Raw genomic sequence first — 17,257 nt, forward strand, 5'->3', positions numbered from 1 at the left:
CCTGTGCGGAACGCCTGCGGCCGCGAGATTGAGCAGAAGGAAATTTTATCACGGCGCCCGATGCCGAAAGGCGCCGCCAGCCGCGAAAAACGGCTGCGGACAATCGGAAAACGCCGGAAAGCGGGGTATTCGCGGGACATTTGGGAATCGTCCCGCGTGCGGATGAGCCTCGGCCAGCTTCAGTTGCGGGTGCCGAACAGCCGGTCGCCGGCGTCGCCCAGGCCGGGGACGATATAAGCATGGTCGTTCAGATGCGAATCCAGCGACGCCACGTACAGCTTCACGTCCGGGTGTGCATCGGAGAAAACTTTCACGCCTTCGGGCGCCGCGACCAGCGCCACGAAGATGATGTTTTCGCCGTGCACCTTGCGCCGCTTCATCACGTCGACGGCGTGCACCGCCGAATAGCCCGTCGCGACCATCGGATCGCACAGGATGAAGACGCGCTCCTCCAGGTCCGGCGGCAGGCGCACGAGATACTCGACCGGGCGATGGTCGTCGTCGCGATACACGCCGATGTGGCCGACCCGCGCCGACGGCACGAGATCGAGCAGCCCGTCCGACATGCCGATGCCCGCGCGCAGCACCGGCACGATCGCGAGCTTTTTGCCGGCGATGACCGGCGCGTCGATCTCGACGAGCGGCGTTTCCACGCGTTTGGTCGTGAGCGGCAGGTTGCGGGTGATTTCATAGCCCATCAGCAGCGTGATTTCGCGCAGCAACTCGCGGAACGTGCGCGTGGACGTGTCCTTGTCGCGCATGTGGGTGAGCTTGTGCTGGATCAGCGGGTGATCGAGGATGAAGAGATTCGGAAAACGGCTGTCCTGTTTCATGGGATTCGCGCGCGAGGCGCTGCTGGAAGTGAGGTTCGGCCGACGGCGCTCGTGCCTTGCGATGCCGTGATGCTGTCGACGCCTGGAGCGCACATGCGTCGCGCTTAGGCGATCCCGCCAGTTTACCGAAATTGGGATGGACCATTGGCAAGATTCGACGAACGGCTGCCAACGCGTCGAGGATGCGTCCAACGTCCGCGCCCCGATTCTTCTAGAATTGCGCGAACGGGTCCGTCCCGGCATCGACATCTCGCCACAAGTCAACCGAAAGGAGCAACGATGGATATGGGAATCGCGGGGCGCACGGCCCTGGTTTGCGCCGCCAGCAAGGGACTCGGGCGCGGCTGCGCCGAAGCGCTCGCCGCCGAGGGCGTCAATCTCGTGATCACCGCCCGCACGAAGGAGACGCTCGAAGCCACTGCCGCCGACATCCGCGCGAAGTTCGGCGTCGACGTGACGGCGGTCGCGTGCGACATCACCACGCCCGAAGGCCACGCGGCGGCGCTCGCGCCGTGTCCGTCGCCGGACATCCTCGTGAACAATGCGGGCGGGCCGCCGTCGGGCGATTTCCGCCAGTTCTCGCACGACGATTGGATCAGGGCGCTCGACGCCAACATGCTCACGCCGATCGAGCTGATCAAGCGGACCATCGACGGCATGATCGACCGCGGGTTCGGGCGGATCGTGAACATCACGAGTTCGTCGGTGAAGGCGCCGATCGACGTGCTCGGTTTGTCGAACGGGGCGCGCTCAGGGCTGACGGGCTTTGTTGCGGGCGTCGCTCGCAGGGTTGCTTCGACCGGCGTCACAATCAATAACCTGCTGCCGGGCGCATTCGATACGGATCGCATCGCGGTCACGCTCGTGGCGCAGGCGAAGGCGGAGAACATCACGCTAGAGGAAGCGCGTGCGCGCCGCGTGAAAAGCCTGCCCGCCGGACGCTTCGGCACGGCCGACGAATTCGGCCGTGCCTGTGCGTTCCTGTGCAGCGTGCACGCCGGGTACGTGATCGGGCAGAACTGGCTGATCGACGGCGGGGCTTATCCGGGCACGTACTAACGGGCCCGCTCGATAAACATAAACAGGAGATACACCCTCATGAGCACACGCGTCGCTTTGATCGCGCACGACATGAAGAAGGACGACATCGTCGCGCTGGCGGGCGAATACGTCGATACGCTCGCGCAATGCCAGTTGCTCGCGACCGGCACGACCGGTTCGCGGATCGCGGCGGCGCACGGGCTGGAGGTTGAGCGCAAGCTCTCGGGCCCGCACGGCGGCGACTTGCAGATCGGCGCGGAACTGGCGGAAGGGCGCGTGGACGTCGTGATCTTCCTGCGCGACCCGATGACGCCCCAGCCGCACGAACCCGACATCAACGCGCTCGTGCGCGCCTGCGACGTGCACAACATCCCGTGCGCGACGAACATCTCGACGGCGCGCATGATCCTCGACGAGCTCAAGCTGCGCTTTTCGCGCGCGGCGTGACCGGCCAATCAGACAACGAACGGAGAGTCCCATGACAAAAGCGATTCGATTCGACAAAACCGGAGGCCCGGAAGTGATGAAGTGGGTCGACGTGGAGGTCGGCGAGCCGGGCAAGGGCGAGATTCGAGTGAAGCATCACGCGGTGGGCCTGAATTTCATCGACGTGTATTTCCGCAACGGGCTTTATCCGATGCCGCTGCCCGGCGGCCTCGGCATGGAAGGCGCGGGCGAAGTGACGGCGGTCGGCGAGGGCGTTTCGCAATTCAAGCCGGGCGATCGCGTGGCGTATGCATCGCGGCCACCGGGCGCGTATGCGGAGGAGCGGGTGATGTCGGCGGATTACGTCGTCGCGCTGCCCGATTCGATCGACTATGAAGATGCCGCGTCGATCATGCTGCAAGGGCTCACCGCGCAGTATCTGCTGCGGCGCACGTATCGCGTGAAAGCGGGCGATACGGTGTTGATCCACGCGGCGGCGGGCGGCGTCGGCTTGCTCGCGTGCCAGTGGGCGAAAGCGCTGGGCGCGACGGTGATCGGTACGGTCGGTTCGGACGAGAAGGCCGAGTTGGCAAAGGCGCACGGCTGCGATTACCCGATCGTCTATACGCGCGATAACTTCACGAAGCGCGTGCGCGAGATCACCAACGGCGCGGGCGTTCCAGTGGTCTACGATTCGATCGGGAAGGATACGTATACGGCGTCGCTCGATTGTCTGGCGCCGCTGGGGCTCTTTGTGAGCTTTGGGAATTCGTCGGGGCCGCTGCCGCCTATTGATTCGTCGGAATTCGCCGGGCGCGGGTCGTTGTACTTTACCCGGCCGACGTTGTTCAGCTATATCGCGAAACGCAGCGATCTGGATGCGATGGCGGCGGAGTTGTTCGAGGTGGTGGGCTCGGGGAAGGTCAAAACCAACGTTCGGCAGAAGTATTCGCTTCAGGAAGCGGCGCGGGCGCATGCGGATCTCGAAGGGCGGAAGACGACGGGGTCGACGGTTTTGCTGCCTTGAGGTTTGATACTCAGAAAGCGCAGCGGGCGCCGTTTTCATAATTCGCTACGTGAAATGCCCATGAGCTACGTCGTGGGCATTTTTTTGCGCCGCTACGACTAACCCGCGAACCAATTGCGGTGCAGTTCGTTTATCTGCTGGACGACTCTATCCCCGTCCTTGACATGAGGCTGGAAGATTTCACTGGACTTCGTAAAGCGATGTCCGACTCGAACAGCATAGGATTTGCATGCCCAACTGACAAAGCCGGGGTAGCAGCCTGCGCCGTCAACGTCCTGCCACTTGACGCCATTCGAGAAACGGTCCCAGGGCAGAATGCCGCGGCGAATCCAGACGCCGTCTCAATTGGTGTATATGTGGACGCTCCTAAGCCCTGGCGCTCGACGAAGCGCAGCCGCGAAGTTGAATCACCAGGCGGCCGCTTCGGCCCCGCGACCGACCGACCATGAGCCGCCCCGACCCCGACCAACTGCTCGACAAACTGCAACGCGAGGAAGAGCAGCGCCAGCGCGGACGCATGAAGATTTTCTTCGGCGCGTCGGCGGGCGTGGGCAAGACCTACGCGATGCTGCAGGCCGCGCGCCGCCGTCTCGACGAAGGCGACGACGTGGTCGTCGGCATCGTGGAGACGCATGGACGCAGCGAAACGGCGGCGCTGCTCGAAGGGCTCGACGTGCTGCCGCGCGCGACGATCGGCTATCGCGAGCGCACGCTGACCGAATTCGATCTCGACGCGGCGCTCGCGCGTCATCCGCAACTCATCCTCGTCGACGAACTCGCGCATTCGAACGTGCCCGGCGCGCGCCATCTGAAGCGCTGGCAGGACGTGTACGAACTGATCGACGCGGGCATCGATGTCTATACGACGGTCAACGTCCAGCATCTTGAAAGTTTGAATGACGTGGTCGGCCAGATTACCGGCATCCGCGTGTTCGAGACGGTGCCCGACCGCGTGCTCGACAGCGCCGACGAAGTGACGCTCGTCGACTTGCCGCCCGAAGAACTGCTCGAGCGCCTCGGCCAGGGCAAGGTCTACATGCCGCAGCAGGCCGAGCGCGCGGTCCACAATTTCTTTCGCAAGGGCAACCTGATCGCGCTGCGCGAGCTGGCGCTCAGACGCACGGCCGATCGTGTCGATGCGCAGATGCGGGAGTATCGAGCGGATCGTTCGATCGCGCACATCTGGCAGGCGCGCGAGCGGCTTCTGGTGTGCGTCGGTCCCGGCAGCGATGCGCCCGCGCTCGTGCGTGCCGCCGCGCGTCTCGCCGCGAGCCTCACGGCCGACTGGATCGCGGCCTACGTCGAAACGCCGCGTCTGCAGAAGCTGCCGGATGCGCGCCGCGAACGCACGATGCAGGCGCTTAAATTCGCCACCGAACTCGGCGCGGAAACGGTGACGCTCGCAGGCGACGATGCCGTCGCGACGCTGATCGGCTATGCGCAGGCGCGCAACGTATCGAAGCTGGTCGCGGGGACTTCGGCGCGGCGCGGGCTTGCGCGGCTGGTCCGGCGGCCGTTCAGCGAGCGCCTCGCCGAGCGCGCCGGCGACCTCGATCTCACCTTGATCCGCGCACGAGAGGGCGCGCGCCACGCACCCGCCGACTCACCGGATGCCGCCGCGAGCGCCTGGCGCGACGCGCTTTCGGCGGCGCGCGAGCAGCGCTCGCCGCCGAGAGCGTATGCGTACGCGGTCGCGATTTGCGCGACGGCGACGCTCATCGCGAGCGCCGTCAGCGATCGCCTCGATCTCGCGAACCTCGTGATGCTGTACCTGCTCGGCGTCGTGTTCACCGCCGTGCGGCTCGGGCGCGGTCCCGGCGTGATGCTGTCGTTCCTCTCCGTCGCCGCGTTCGATTTCTTCTTCGTGCCGCCGCGCATGTCGCTGTCGGTGTCGGATACGCAATACGTGCTGACCTTCGCCGGCATGCTGCTGACGTCGCTCGTGATCAGCCATCTCACGTCGAGCCTGCGGCGCGAGGCGCGCGTCGCCGAGAAGCGCGAGCGGCGCACGAGCGCGATGTACGCGATGGCAGGCGAACTGGGCGCGGCGCTCGCGACCGAGCAGATCGTCGGCATCGGCATGCGGCATGTGAGCGAAGTGTTCCGCGCGCAGGTCGCGATGCTCCTGCCCGACAGCGCCGACAAGGTGCGTCAGAAGCTCGATACGACCGCCGCCGATAGCGCCACGTTTTTGCTCGATGCCAAGGCGCTCGACACGGACGTCGCCCAGTGGGTCTACGACCAGCAAAAACCAGCGGGGCGCGGCACCGACACGCTGCCTGCCGCCGCGGCGCTCTACTTGCCGCTCAGGGCGCCGATGCGCACGCGCGGCGTGCTGGCCGTGTTGACTCGCGATCCGGCCGAACTCGACGTGCCCGAGCAAAAACGCATGCTCGACACGTTCGCCGCGCAGATCGCGCTTGCGCTGGAGCGCGTGCATTACGTCGATATCGCCCGCGATGCGCTCGTCAGCATGGAGTCCGAGCGGCTGCGCAATTCGCTGTTGTCGGCGGTGTCGCACGACTTGCGCACGCCGCTGACGGCGATAGTCGGCTTCGCTTCGATGCTCGGTCAATCGAACGGCGATGTGCGCTCGCCCGCGAACGCCGAGCTGATCGAAGCGATCCACGACGAATCGTTGCGCATGACGAGCATCGTCGCCAACGTGCTCGACATGGCGCGGCTGCAGGCGGGCGGTTTGCGGCTGAACCGGCAGTGGACGCTGCTAGAGGAAACGGTCGGCGCCGCGCTTCGGGCGTGCCGGCGAATGCTCGGCAATCGCGCGGTCGACGTGCACCTTCCCGCCGATTTGCCGCTCGTGCAGCTCGACGCCGTGCTGATGGAGCGGCTACTGTCCAACCTGCTGGAGAACGCGTCGAAATACACGCCCGCCGATGCGCGGCTTGCGATCGGCGCGGAGCGTATCGATATCGACGGCAAGCCGTTCGTGCGCGTGACGATCGACGATACCGGCCCGGGCCTGCCGCCCGCGATGGTCGATCGCGTGTTCGAGACGTTCACGCGCGGCGAGAAGGAATCGGCACAACCGGGGATCGGGCTCGGACTCTCGATTTGCCGCGCGATCGTCGAGGCGCACGGCGGTACAATCGGCGCGGCCAACCGGGCGGACGAAGGAGGGCGTGTCGAAGGCGCGCGCTTCTGGTTCACGCTGCCCGTCGATGCGCCGCCGCCCGCGCCGGCTCTCGAAGAAGACCCGGCGGTGCTTGAACCGCCCGTATCGAAGACCACGACATGACTGAGCCGACCGTTACCGTCGTCCTGATCGAAGACGAAAAGCAGATCCGACGCTTCGTGCGCGTCTCGCTCGAAGCGGAGGGCATTGCGGTGCACGAAGCGGAGACGGGCAAGCAGGGGCTCGTCGAGGCGGCGACGCGCAAGCCCGATCTCGTGATCGTCGATCTGGGATTGCCGGATACCGACGGCATCGACGTGATTCGCGAATTGCGAAGCTGGACCGAGTTGCCGGTGATCGTGCTGTCGGCGCGCACGCAGGAAGAAGAGAAGGTCGCCGCGCTCGATGCCGGCGCCGACGATTACCTGACCAAGCCGTTCGGGGTGTCGGAGCTGATGGCGCGGATTCGTGCGCATCTGCGACGGCGGAATCAGGCGGCGGGGAGCGAATCGCCGCGGGTCTCGTTTGGAGCGGTGGTGGTCGATCTTGGGCTGCGGCAAGTGACGCGCGACGGCGCGCCCGTGCATCTGACGCCGATCGAATATCGTCTGCTCTCGACGCTCGTGCGGGACGCGGGGCGCGTGCTGACGCATCGGCAATTGCTGCGCGAGGTATGGGGGCCGTCGCATGTGGACAGTAACCACTACCTGCGCATTTATATGGCGCATTTACGGCAGAAGCTCGAGCGCGATGCCGCGCAACCCGAGCATATCGTGACGGAGACGGGGGTGGGGTATCGGTTGGTGGGGGCGTCCTAGCTGGCTAGCGCTTCGAGTTCATCCAACACGTCATCGATCGCCGCGTCCCCGCCGATAAACCCGACCACTTTATCTTTCACCCTGCGCTTCACGCTTTCGACCGCGATCCGCGCCACATCTTCGCGCGACACCGCAGGCACATTCGCCGAACGCTCGCTCGCCAACGCGATCGTCCCGCTGGCCGCTTCATCCGACAGCGGACCCGGCCGCAGGATCACATACGGCACGCCGCGCTTTTGCACGTAGTCGTCGCTTTCGCGCTTCATTTTCGCGTAATGCTTCAGCGCCAGCGGATTTGCCTCGGGCCAGTACGCCGAGATCGCGCTGATCACGACGAGTTGCTGTACGCGCCTGCGCTTTGCGTAATCGGCGGTGCGCTCGACGGCGTCGCGATCGATCGCGCGCTCCTCGTTCACGCCCTCCGTTTCCGCCGATCCGGCGGCGTAGATGACGTGCGTGATGTCGTCGAAGGCGTGCGAAAAATCGTGCGTGAGATCGCCGAGCACGATCTCGGCGCCGAGCGCGGCGAATTCGGGTTTGTGCGCGGATTTGCGCAACAGTGCCTTGAACGCAATGCCTTCATGTTGCAACTGCCGCGCGATGTGGCGGCCCGTACGGCCGTGCGCGCCGATCAGCAGGACTTTCATTGAAAACGCTCCTTGTGAGGTTGGAGTGTCTAAACGTTAAGCGATTTTTTCGAATCCTGCTGTCCGGACTATTACTCCGTCGCGCTTGCCGTTTGTGTGCCCCCGCCTTTACGCGCCCGCCGCTCCTCCGCCCGCACCCGAAACCGGTCCATATAAAGATAAACCACCGGCGTCGTATAAAGCGTCAGCATCTGGCTCACGATCAACCCGCCGACGATCGCGATCCCCAGCGGCGCGCGCATCTCCGACCCTTCGCCCGTGCCGAATGCGAGCGGCAGCGCGCCCAGCAACGCGGCGGCAGTCGTCATCATGATCGGCCGGAAACGCAGCAGACACGCCTGCTCGATCGCCTCGCGCGAGGTCGTCGCTCCGTGCCGCGACGCCTCGATCGCGAAATCGACCATCATGATCGCGTTCTTCTTCACGATGCCGATCAGCAAGATCACCGCGATCATCGCGATGATGCTGAACTCGGTCTTGAAGAGCAGCAGCGCGAGCAGCGCGCCCACGCCAGCCGAAGGCAGCGTCGAAAGAATCGTGATCGGATGGATGTAGCTCTCGTACAAAATGCCGAGCACGATGTACACCGCCGCCAGCGCGGCGAGAATCAGCAGCGGCTGGTCGTTCATCGACTGCTGGAACGCCTGCGCCGTGCCCTGGAAACTGCCGTGGATCGTGCTCGGCACGCCGATGGTCGCCATCGTCTCGTAGATCGCGGCGGTCGCATCGGACAGCGACTTGCCGGGCGGCAAATTGAACGAAATCGTCGAGGCGACGAACTGGCTCTGATGATTCACCGACAGCGGCGTATTGCCCGGCCCGAACTTCGCGATCGCGGAGAGCGGGATCATCGTTTCCTTCGACGTCGATACCGCCGCGCCCGATGACGATCCCGACTTGCCGCTCGCCGCGATCGAGTTGGTCGCGGAGTTGCGCACGGAGTCGAGCGAAAGCTGCGTGGCGGTATCGGTCGTGGTGCCGGTGGTGGAGGCGGTCGCGGCAGTCGAGTTCGACGTGGTGGTCGAATTCGTCGATGCCGCGCCGCTCGCCGTTCCGCCCGACGTGCTGACGTAGATCTGCTTGAGCATCTCCGGGTCCTGCCAGTACTTCGGCGCGACCTCCATCACGACGTGGTACTGCGACAGCGCGTTGTAGATCGTCGATACCTGGCGCTGGCCGAACGCGTCGTAGAGCGTGTTGTCGATCTGTGCGGGCTTGATGTTGAAGCGCGCGGCGGTCGCGCGGTCGAACGTGACCATCGCTTCCAGGCCGCCTTGCTGCTGGTCGGAGTTGACGTCGGTGAGTTCGGAGCGGCGTTGCAGCGCCTCGGTGAGGAGCGGTCCCCATTTGTAGAGATCGGCGGTGGAATCGGAGAGCATCGTGAACTGATATTGCGCGTTCGACTGCCGCCCGCCCACGCGAATATCCTGCACGGCCTGCAGGAACGTGCGCGCGCCGGCCACGTCCGCGAGCGGTTTGCGCAGGCGCTGGATCACGGTATCCGCCGAGTCGCCGCGCACGCTCTTCGGCTTGAGCGACACGAACATGAAGCCCGAATTGGTCTGCCGCCCGCCGGTGAAGCCCGCGACGCTGTCCACGGCGGGATCGGCCTGCACGATGCGCATCATTTCGGCGAATTTCACCTTCATCGCCTGGAACGACGTGCTCTGGTCAGCCTGAATCCCGCCGACGATGCGCCCCGTATCCTGTTGCGGGAAAAATCCTTTCGGCACGATGATGTACAGATAGACGTTGAGTCCGATCGTCGCGAGCAGCACGACGAGAATCAGCCGCGGATGCGCGAGCGCCCAGCCAAGCGTGCGCGCGTAGCCGCGCTGCATCCGGTCGAACTGGCGCTCGAGCCACGCGCCGACGCGCCCCGGCTTTTGCAACTCGTGCGGCTCCTGTAAAAGGCGCGCGCACATCATCGGCGTGACGGTCAGCGAGACCGCCAGCGAGACGGCGATCGCGAGCGACAGCGTCAGCGCGAACTCGCGAAACAGTCGCCCGACGATGCCGCCCATCAGCAGGATCGGCAGGAACACGGCGACGAGCGACACGCTGATCGACAGCACCGTGAATCCGACTTCCTTCGCGCCGAGAATGGCGGCCTTCATGCGTGGCACGCCGTTCTCGATATGACGCGTGATGTTTTCGAGCACGACGATCGCGTCGTCGACGACGAAGCCGGTCGCGATCGTCAGCGCCATCAACGAGAGGTTGTCGAGCGAGAAGCCGAGGAGGTACATCGCCGCGAACGTGCCGATGATCGAGATCGGCACGGCCACGCTTGGAATGAGCGTCGCGCGCCAGTTGCGCAGGAAGAGGAACACGACCATCACGACGAGCGCGACCGCGATCGCGAGCGTGAGCTCGGTATCGTGCAGCGAGGCGCGGATCGTGGTCGAGCGGTCGGCGGTCGGCGTGATCTCGACGTCGCGCGGAAGCGCGGCCTGCAACTGCGGCAGCATCGACTTCACGCGATCGATCGTCTCGATGATGTTCGCGCCCGGCTGGCGATACAGGATCACGAGCACGGCGCGCTTGCCGTTGATGAGGCCGAGATTGCGCAAGTCCTCAACCGAATCGACGACTTCGCCCACGTCCGAGAGCCGCACTGCCGAGCCGTTGCGGTACGCGACCACCAGATCGCGGTATTGATCCGCCTTGCTCGCCTGATCGTTGGTGTAGAGCTGAAAGCGCGTGCCCTTGAACTCGATCGCGCCTTTCGGGCTGTTCGCGTTCGCCGAAGCGAGCGCGGCGCGCACGTCTTCCAGCCCGATGCCGTAGTGAAACAGCGCGCCCGGCTCCAGCTCGACGCGCACGGCCGGATTCGCGGAGCCGCTCACGTCGACTTCGCCGACGCCCGGCACGGTCGAAAGCGTCTGCTGGAGCACGGTCGCGGCCGAGTCGTAGAGCGAGCCGGCCGTGCGCGTCGGCGACGAGAGCGCGAGCACGAGGATCGGCGCGTCGGCGGGATTGACCTTGTGGTACGTAGGATTGCTCTTGAGCGACGCCGGCAGGTCGGCGCGCGCGGCGTTGATCGCGGCCTGCACGTCGCGCGCGGCGCCGTCGATGTCGCGGTTCAGGCCGAATTGAAGCGTAATGCGCGTCGAGCCGACCGCGCTCTGCGACGTCATTTCGGTGACGTCGGCGATCGAACCGAGATGGCGTTCCAGCGGACTCGCGACGCTCGTCGCGACGGTCTCGGGGCTCGCGCCGGGAAGGCTAGCCTGCACGGAGATCGTCGGGAAATCGACTTGCGGCAAGGGCGCGACCGGCAGCTTCACGAACGCGAACATGCCGGCGAGCGCGACGCCGATCGCAAGCAGGGTCGTCGCGACGGGGCGGGCGATGAAGGGGCGCGAGAGGTTCATCGCGTCACTCCGCTTCGCTGACCGGACGCGGCGGCGCCCCGCGATTAAAGCGCTCCCGCACGCGGCGGCCGAGCGAATCGAATGCGAGGTAGATCACCGGCGTCGTGAAGAGCGTCAGCAACTGCGAGACGATCAGCCCGCCAACGATCGCGATCCCCAGCGGATGGCGCAGTTCAGACCCTGCGCCCCAGCCGATCATCAGCGGCAGCGCGCCGAGGAGGGCGGCGAGCGTCGTCATCAGGATCGGGCGGAAGCGCAGCAGACACGCCTGGAAAATCGCGTCGCGCGGCGACTTCCCTTCTTCGCGCTCGGCTTCGAGCGCGAAGTCGATCATCATGATCGCGTTCTTCTTCACGATGCCGATCAACAGCACGATGCCGATGATCCCGATGATGTCGAGATCGTGCCCGGTGATCATCAGCGAGAGCAGCGCGCCGACGCCTGCTGACGGCAACGTGGAAAGAATCGTGATCGGGTGAATGAAGCTCTCGTATAGCACGCCGAGCACGATGTACATCGTGACGATCGCGGCGAGGATCAGGAACAGCTCGTTCGACAGCGACGCCTGGAACGCGAGCGCCGCGCCCTGGAACCGGATCTGGAACGCCGCGGGCAGGCCGACTTCCTGCTTCGCCTTGTCGATTGCCTTTACGGCCGCGCCGAGCGAGGCGCCGGGCGCGAGGTTGAACGAGACGGTCGTCGCCGGGAACTGGCCCAGGTGCGTGACGAGCAGGGGCGCCGCGCGCTCGTGGAACTTGGCGATGGCCGAGAGCGGCACCTGTCCGCTCGACGCGGTGGACGAAGGCAGGTAGATGCCGTTGAGCGTCTCGCTGTAGTGCGCGTCGCTCGGTTCGGCTTCGAGAATCACGCGATACTGGTTCGACTGTGTGAAGATCGTCGAGATGATCCGCTGGCCGAACGCGTCGTAGAGCGCATTGTCGACCGTGGCGGGCGTAATGCCGAAGCGCGCGGCCGTCGCCCGGTCGATCTCCACGTACACGGACTGGCCGTTCGCCTGCAAATCCGTCGCGACATCGGCGAGTTCGGGCGCGTGCTGCAGGCGCTCGACGAGCTTCGGCACCCACTCGGCGAATTCCGCCGCGTTCGGGTCGGTCAGCATGAACTGGTATTGCGTCGGGCTGACGGTGGAATCGATCGTCAGGTCCTGCACCGGCTGCATGTAGAGCCGGATGCCGGGAATATTAGCGACCTCGTTCTGCAACGCGCGGATCACGTCGCTCGACGTGCTGCTGCGGTCGTCGCGCGGCGTCAGGTTGATCAGCATGCGGCCGCTGTTCAACGTGATATTCGTGCCGTCGACGCCGATGAACGACGTGAGACTTTCGACATCCGGATTCTTCAGGATCTGCGCGGCGAGCGCCTGCTGCTGCTCGGCCACCGCCTGATACGAGGCGGCCTGCGGCGCCTGCGTGATTGCCTGGATGACGCCCGTGTCCTGCGTCGGGAAGAAGCCCTTCGGAATCACCACGTACAGGAGCGCCGTGAGGAAAAGCGTCAGCACCGCGACGAAAAGCGTTGCGCGCTGGCGCTCCAGCACCCACGTCAGCGCGACGGCATAGCGCCCGATCACGTAGTCGATGAACTGGTGCGCGCGCGCCTCGAAGCGCTTGCTTTCCTTCGGCGGCGTGTGGCGCAGGAGCTTCGCGCAGAGCATCGGCACGAGCGTGAGCGAGACGACCGCCGAAATCACGATCGTCACGGCAAGCGTGATCGCGAACTCGTGAAAGAGCCGGCCGACCACGTCGCCCATGAAGAGCAGCGGGATCAGCACCGCGATCAGCGAAACCGTCAGCGAGATGATCGTGAAGCCGATCTGCTTCGAGCCCTTCAGCGCAGCCTCGAGCGGCGGATCGCCTTCCTCGACGTAGCGCGCGATGTTCTCGATCATCACAATGGCATCGTCGACGACGAAGCCGGTCGCGATCGTCAGCGCCATCAGCGAGAGGTTGTCGAGCGAGAAGCCGCACAGGTACATCACGGCGAGCGTGCCGACGAGCGATAGCGGCACCGACAAGCTCGGAATCAGCGTCGCCCAGACATTCGCGAGGAACAGGTAAATCACAAGCACGACGAGCACCACGGAGAGCGCCAGCTCGAACTGCACGTCGCGCACGGACGCGCGGATCGTGGTCGTGCGGTCGGTGACGATGCGCACGTCGAGCGCGGCCGGCAGCGCCTGCTGCAACTGCGGCAGGATCTTCTTGATGCCGTCGACCACCTGGATCACGTTCGCGCCGGGCTGGCGCTGCACGTTCAAAATGATCGCGGGCGTCGAATCGACCCACGCGCCGAGCTTCGTGTTCTCCGGCCCTTCGACGATCGTCGCGACATCGGTCAGCATCACCGGCCGGCCGTTCTTGTACGCGACCACCGCGCTCTGGTAGGCCGCGGCGTCGGTCAACTGGTCGTTCGCGTTGATCGTGTAGGAGCGGGTGGGGCCGTCGAAACTGCCCTTCGGCGTGTTGACGTTGAGATTCGAGATCGTGGTGCGCAGGTCGTCGATGTTGAGCCCATACGACGCAAGCGCGCGCGTGTTCGCCTGAATCCGCACGGCGGGGCGATTGCCGCCGCTCACCGACACGAGGCCGACGCCTGCTACCTGCGAGATTTTCTGCGCAAGACGCGTGTCGGCGAGGTCCTGGACTTGCGTCAAGGGCAGCGTCTTCGAACTGATCGCGAGCGTGATGATTGGCGCGTCGGCGGGATTGACCTTCGCGTAGATCGGCGGGGCGGGCAGGTCGGACGGCAGCAGGTTGCCCGCCGCGTTGATCGCGGCCTGCACTTCCTGCTCGGCGATATCTAGCGGCAAGTCGAGGCTGAACTGCAGCGTGATGACCGATGCGCCCGCCGAACTCTGCGACGACATCTGGTTCAGGCTCGCCATCTGGCCGAACTGCTTTTCGAGCGGCGCGGTGACGGACGACGTCATGACGTCGGGCGAGGCGCCGGGATAAAACGTCTGGACCTGGATGGTCGGGTAATCGACGGCAGGCAGCGCGGAGAGCGGCAGGAAACGCAGCGCGACGAGCCCGACCAGCATGATCGCCGCCATCAGGAGCGCCGTGCCGACCGGGCGCAGGATAAAAAGGCGTGAGGGATTCATGCTCTACGTGCCCGGCCGTTCATGGCTGCGACTGCTGATGACGGCGGCCGGCGTGATGCGCGCCCGAGGCGCCCGAAGCAGCCGATGCCGGAACCGCAGCGGAAGCACTTGAAGCACCCGAAGCACCGGTCGGCTTATCGGCGGGGATCGTGATCTTCGCGCCTTCCTTCAGCCGGTCCGAACCGTCGATCACCACGCGCTCGCCCGCTTGCAGACCGGTCTTGATGCTGGTGCGCTCGCCATCGACCGGGCCGATTTTCACGTTGCGCACGGTCACCGTGTTGTCCGGCTTCACCACATAAACGAACGCGCCCGACGAGCCGTTCAGCACCGCCGAAGTCGGCGCGATCGTCGCGTTCTTGATGACATCGACGAGCAGCTTCGTGTTCACGAACTGATTCGGGAACAGTATGTTCTGATGGTTCGCGAAGGTCGCGCGCAGCTTGACAGTGCCGGTCGTCGTGTCGATCTGGTTGTCCACCGTTTCGAGATAGCCGGCTTCGAGCGACGTGGTATTGGCGCGGTCGTAGGCCGTCACCGACATCTTCACGCCCGCGCGCATCGGCTTCATGATCGCGGTGAGATTGTCCTCGGAGGTCGTGAAGATCACGCTGATCGGCTGCAATTGCGTAATCACGACGACACCGTTCGTATCGCCCGTGGTGACGTAATTGCCCGGATCGACCTGCCGCAGCCCGACGCGCCCCGACACCGGCGCCGTAATGCGCGCGTAGGTCAGATCGAGCTTGTAGGTATCGACGTTCGCCTGGTCCGATTTCACCGCGCCTTCATATTGCTTGACGAGCGATGCCTGCGTATCGACCTGCTGCTTCGCGATCGAATCTTGTGACAGCAGCGTCTGATAGCGCTGCAAGTCGAGCCGCGCGGTTTGCAGCAGCGCCTGGTCCTTCGCGAGCGTGCCTTGCGCGTTGCGCAGCGAGATTTCATAGGGGCGCGGGTCGATCTGCGCGAGCAGGTCGCCCTTCTTGACCATCTGGCCTTCCTTGAACGCGACATCGACGAGGATGCCGTTCAGCTGCGTCTTCACGGTCACGTTCGCGAGCGGCGTCACCGTGCCGAGCGAATTGATGACGACGGGCATCTCGCCCGTCTTGACGGTAGCCACATGCACCGGCTGCGGCTGGTTCGCCTGATTCGCGCCGCCGCGCCGCCCGCCCCCAGTCGACGATCCCGCCTGCTGCGCCTTCGCTGGATCGTTGCGGCTCCACGGATGCCACCACGCGAGCGCCCCGCCGATGATCAGCAGCGCGACGATCAGCCATCCGAAGCGGCGCCGCGCGGGGCGGGGAGAAGTGGCGGAAAGCGAGGGGTCGGTCGTGCGCGGCGGCGGCGTTGGCGTTTGCGTCGGAGAATTTTTCTGGTCGTCCATCGTGTGGTGGCTTGCGTGTTTCGGTGATGTCGTTCGGGGCGCGGAGGGCGGTCGGGCGCCCGTGGACGCGAGGCGCCGGCGAATTCGATCGATGTTGATTTTCCCGCGCGAAACCCGGGAGGTCTTCGTCTGGAAAGCTTTGAAAGCCGGGGCCCGGGCCCGCGAAGCATGATGCTACGTCCCGCCCTTCGTAACAGTCCAGCTATCTTTCTTTCGGATGATTACGAGTGTTACATCGTGCGCGGTGCGGCGGCGCGCAGGATTACAGGCGCTCCGCATGCATCACGCGGCGCATCACGCGTTTTCATGCGATGACGCCGCGTGGCAAAGACCAACTATTCGGCGAGGCGCGCAGACGGTGTCCCGCCGATCTCGTGGACGATCTTGTCGACGTAGCCGAGCAGCGCCGGCGCGACGGTTTCGATCAGCGTATCGCGCGGGCACTGATGCGCCGCGCCACCGCAGTTCACGGCGTAGCGCTGTCCCGACGGTCCGACGAAGCCCGCCGCGACCGCGTTCAGCCCGTGGTGCCATTCGCCGGTCGAGATCGCGAAGCCGAGCGTGCGCACGGCGTCGAGTCCGGTCTGCAAGCCGCCGATGATGCTCGGCCAGTCGTCGCCGGCTGCGGTCTGGACGCTTGCAATCAGCGTCTGCCGCTCGGCGGCCGGCAGCACTGACAGATACGCGCGGCCCACGGCGGTCCGGCACAGATCGATCCGTCCGCCCACTTCCAGACGCGACACAAGCACGGCGGAGCGCGGCCGGATGGCATCGATCACGACCATCTCCAGCCGGTCGCGCACTGCGAGATGGACGCTCAGGCCCGTCAACTCGGCGAGCTCGATGAGAAACGGCCGCGCGCGGGCGCGGATATCGAAGTTACGCAGGAACCCGTTGCTCAGTTCCAGCACGGAAGCGGTCAGCACGAAGCGCTCGCTGTCTGGCAGCCGGAACAGCAGCCCCGTGTTGACGAGCGTCGCGGTAATTCGCGAGACGGTTGGTTTGGGGATGCCGGTCCATTCGGTCAGCTCGCGATTGCTTACCGGCGCATCGGCGCCGGCGATGCGGCGCAGGACATCCAGTCCGCGCGCGAGCGCAGTGACTTCCTCGCCATCTCTTTCCTTGCCTTTTTCCCGACCGGAGGGTCGGCTCTCGGGTTTGTTCATTGTTTTTTTAAAACATCGTTTTGTTTGGGGCTTGAAGCTTGGATGATACGCGAACTCTTTTTTTCAACTTTGCAGGGCATGCAAGCCTTACGAAAAGGTGCAGATGCCGCGACACTTTTCCACTTTCGCACTTTCCAGTAAGCATGTTGGGCAGATGCCCAAGTCACGAAATTTTGCTTGACTTAGGCAGCGATAACATAAAAAATGGAACCCGATTTCGAAAGCACGACCGCGCGACGATTTCCCGCTGGACGGTCCGCTTCGGATACAGGCTC

At 64.9% G+C, this 17,257-nt stretch carries 11 protein-coding genes; 5 read left to right on the top strand and 6 right to left on the bottom strand.

Annotated elements, in window-relative coordinates:
• Positions 1–179 precede the first annotated feature (179 nt).
• Positions 180–833, bottom strand: a complete 654-nt coding sequence (upp, locus tag AWB65_RS04935; protein ID WP_087656353.1) for a uracil phosphoribosyltransferase — start codon at positions 831–833, stop codon at positions 180–182.
• Between the two features lie 279 nt (positions 834–1,112).
• Here upp and AWB65_RS04940 point away from each other — a divergent pair, with 279 nt between their 5' ends.
• The 5 genes from AWB65_RS04940 to kdpE all read left to right on the top strand — a co-directional run bounded on the left by AWB65_RS04940 (position 1,113) and on the right by kdpE (position 7,278).
• Positions 1,113–1,892 carry an SDR family oxidoreductase gene (locus tag AWB65_RS04940; protein WP_087666090.1) on the top strand — a complete coding sequence of 260 codons (780 nt, stop codon included), beginning with the start codon at positions 1,113–1,115 and terminating at the stop codon, positions 1,890–1,892.
• Between the two features lie 39 nt (positions 1,893–1,931).
• Positions 1,932–2,321 (top strand): methylglyoxal synthase, encoded by a 390-nt coding sequence (locus AWB65_RS04945; RefSeq protein ID WP_087656355.1) that lies wholly within the window; start codon positions 1,932–1,934, stop codon positions 2,319–2,321.
• 31 nt (positions 2,322–2,352) lie between these two features.
• Complete coding sequence (locus AWB65_RS04950; protein ID WP_087666091.1) at positions 2,353–3,327, top strand: quinone oxidoreductase family protein; 975 nt, start codon at positions 2,353–2,355, stop codon at positions 3,325–3,327.
• Positions 3,328–3,772: 445 nt separating this feature from the next.
• Complete coding sequence (locus AWB65_RS04955; RefSeq protein WP_087666092.1) at positions 3,773–6,583, top strand: DUF4118 domain-containing protein; 2,811 nt, start codon at positions 3,773–3,775, stop codon at positions 6,581–6,583.
• A complete protein-coding gene (gene kdpE, locus AWB65_RS04960; RefSeq protein WP_087666093.1) occupies positions 6,580–7,278 on the top strand; it encodes a two-component system response regulator KdpE in 699 nt (232 codons plus the stop codon). The genes AWB65_RS04955 and kdpE overlap by 4 nt, the downstream gene beginning before the upstream one ends.
• Here kdpE and AWB65_RS04965 read toward each other — a convergent pair.
• From AWB65_RS04965 to AWB65_RS04985, 5 genes are all read right to left on the bottom strand, one after another.
• Positions 7,275–7,925, bottom strand: coding sequence for an SDR family oxidoreductase (locus tag AWB65_RS04965; protein WP_087666094.1), 651 nt, complete (start codon positions 7,923–7,925; stop codon positions 7,275–7,277). The two genes, kdpE and AWB65_RS04965, sit on opposite strands and share 4 nt — an antisense overlap.
• A 71-nt stretch (positions 7,926–7,996) precedes the next feature.
• On the bottom strand, positions 7,997–11,302 hold the full coding sequence (locus AWB65_RS04970; RefSeq protein WP_087666095.1) for an efflux RND transporter permease subunit: 3,306 nt from the start codon (positions 11,300–11,302) through the stop codon (positions 7,997–7,999).
• 4 nt (positions 11,303–11,306) lie between these two features.
• Positions 11,307–14,426, bottom strand: coding sequence for an MdtB/MuxB family multidrug efflux RND transporter permease subunit (locus AWB65_RS04975; RefSeq protein WP_087666096.1), 3,120 nt, complete (start codon positions 14,424–14,426; stop codon positions 11,307–11,309).
• 19 nt (positions 14,427–14,445) lie between these two features.
• On the bottom strand, positions 14,446–15,816 hold the full coding sequence (locus tag AWB65_RS04980; RefSeq protein WP_087666097.1) for an MdtA/MuxA family multidrug efflux RND transporter periplasmic adaptor subunit: 1,371 nt from the start codon (positions 15,814–15,816) through the stop codon (positions 14,446–14,448).
• A 335-nt stretch (positions 15,817–16,151) separates the two neighbouring features.
• Positions 16,152–16,982, bottom strand: a complete 831-nt coding sequence (locus AWB65_RS04985) for an IclR family transcriptional regulator (protein WP_087666098.1) — start codon at positions 16,980–16,982, stop codon at positions 16,152–16,154.
• Positions 16,983–17,257: the final 275 nt, after the last annotated feature.

The organism is Caballeronia humi (assembly GCF_001544475.1).
GTDB classification, from domain to species: Bacteria; Pseudomonadota; Gammaproteobacteria; order Burkholderiales; family Burkholderiaceae; genus Caballeronia; species Caballeronia humi.

What these genes read in the sequence shown, in the direction of transcription:
- AWB65_RS04945 (WP_087656355.1), top strand. Translation starts at nt 1,932, where the DNA reads ATGAGCACACGCGTCGCTTTGATCGCGCACGACATGAAGAAGGACGAC.
- AWB65_RS04965 (WP_087666094.1), bottom strand. Translation starts at nt 7,925, where the DNA reads ATGAAAGTCCTGCTGATCGGCGCGCACGGCCGTACGGGCCGCCACATC.
- AWB65_RS04980 (WP_087666097.1), bottom strand. Translation starts at nt 15,816, where the DNA reads ATGGACGACCAGAAAAATTCTCCGACGCAAACGCCAACGCCGCCGCCG.
- AWB65_RS04955 (WP_087666092.1), top strand. Translation starts at nt 3,773, where the DNA reads ATGAGCCGCCCCGACCCCGACCAACTGCTCGACAAACTGCAACGCGAG.
- AWB65_RS04950 (WP_087666091.1), top strand. Translation starts at nt 2,353, where the DNA reads ATGACAAAAGCGATTCGATTCGACAAAACCGGAGGCCCGGAAGTGATG.
- AWB65_RS04940 (WP_087666090.1), top strand. Translation starts at nt 1,113, where the DNA reads ATGGATATGGGAATCGCGGGGCGCACGGCCCTGGTTTGCGCCGCCAGC.
- kdpE (WP_087666093.1), top strand. Translation starts at nt 6,580, where the DNA reads ATGACTGAGCCGACCGTTACCGTCGTCCTGATCGAAGACGAAAAGCAG.
- AWB65_RS04975 (WP_087666096.1), bottom strand. Translation starts at nt 14,426, where the DNA reads ATGAATCCCTCACGCCTTTTTATCCTGCGCCCGGTCGGCACGGCGCTC.
- AWB65_RS04970 (WP_087666095.1), bottom strand. Translation starts at nt 11,302, where the DNA reads ATGAACCTCTCGCGCCCCTTCATCGCCCGCCCCGTCGCGACGACCCTG.
- upp (WP_087656353.1), bottom strand. Translation starts at nt 833, where the DNA reads ATGAAACAGGACAGCCGTTTTCCGAATCTCTTCATCCTCGATCACCCG.
- AWB65_RS04985 (WP_087666098.1), bottom strand. Translation starts at nt 16,982, where the DNA reads ATGAACAAACCCGAGAGCCGACCCTCCGGTCGGGAAAAAGGCAAGGAA.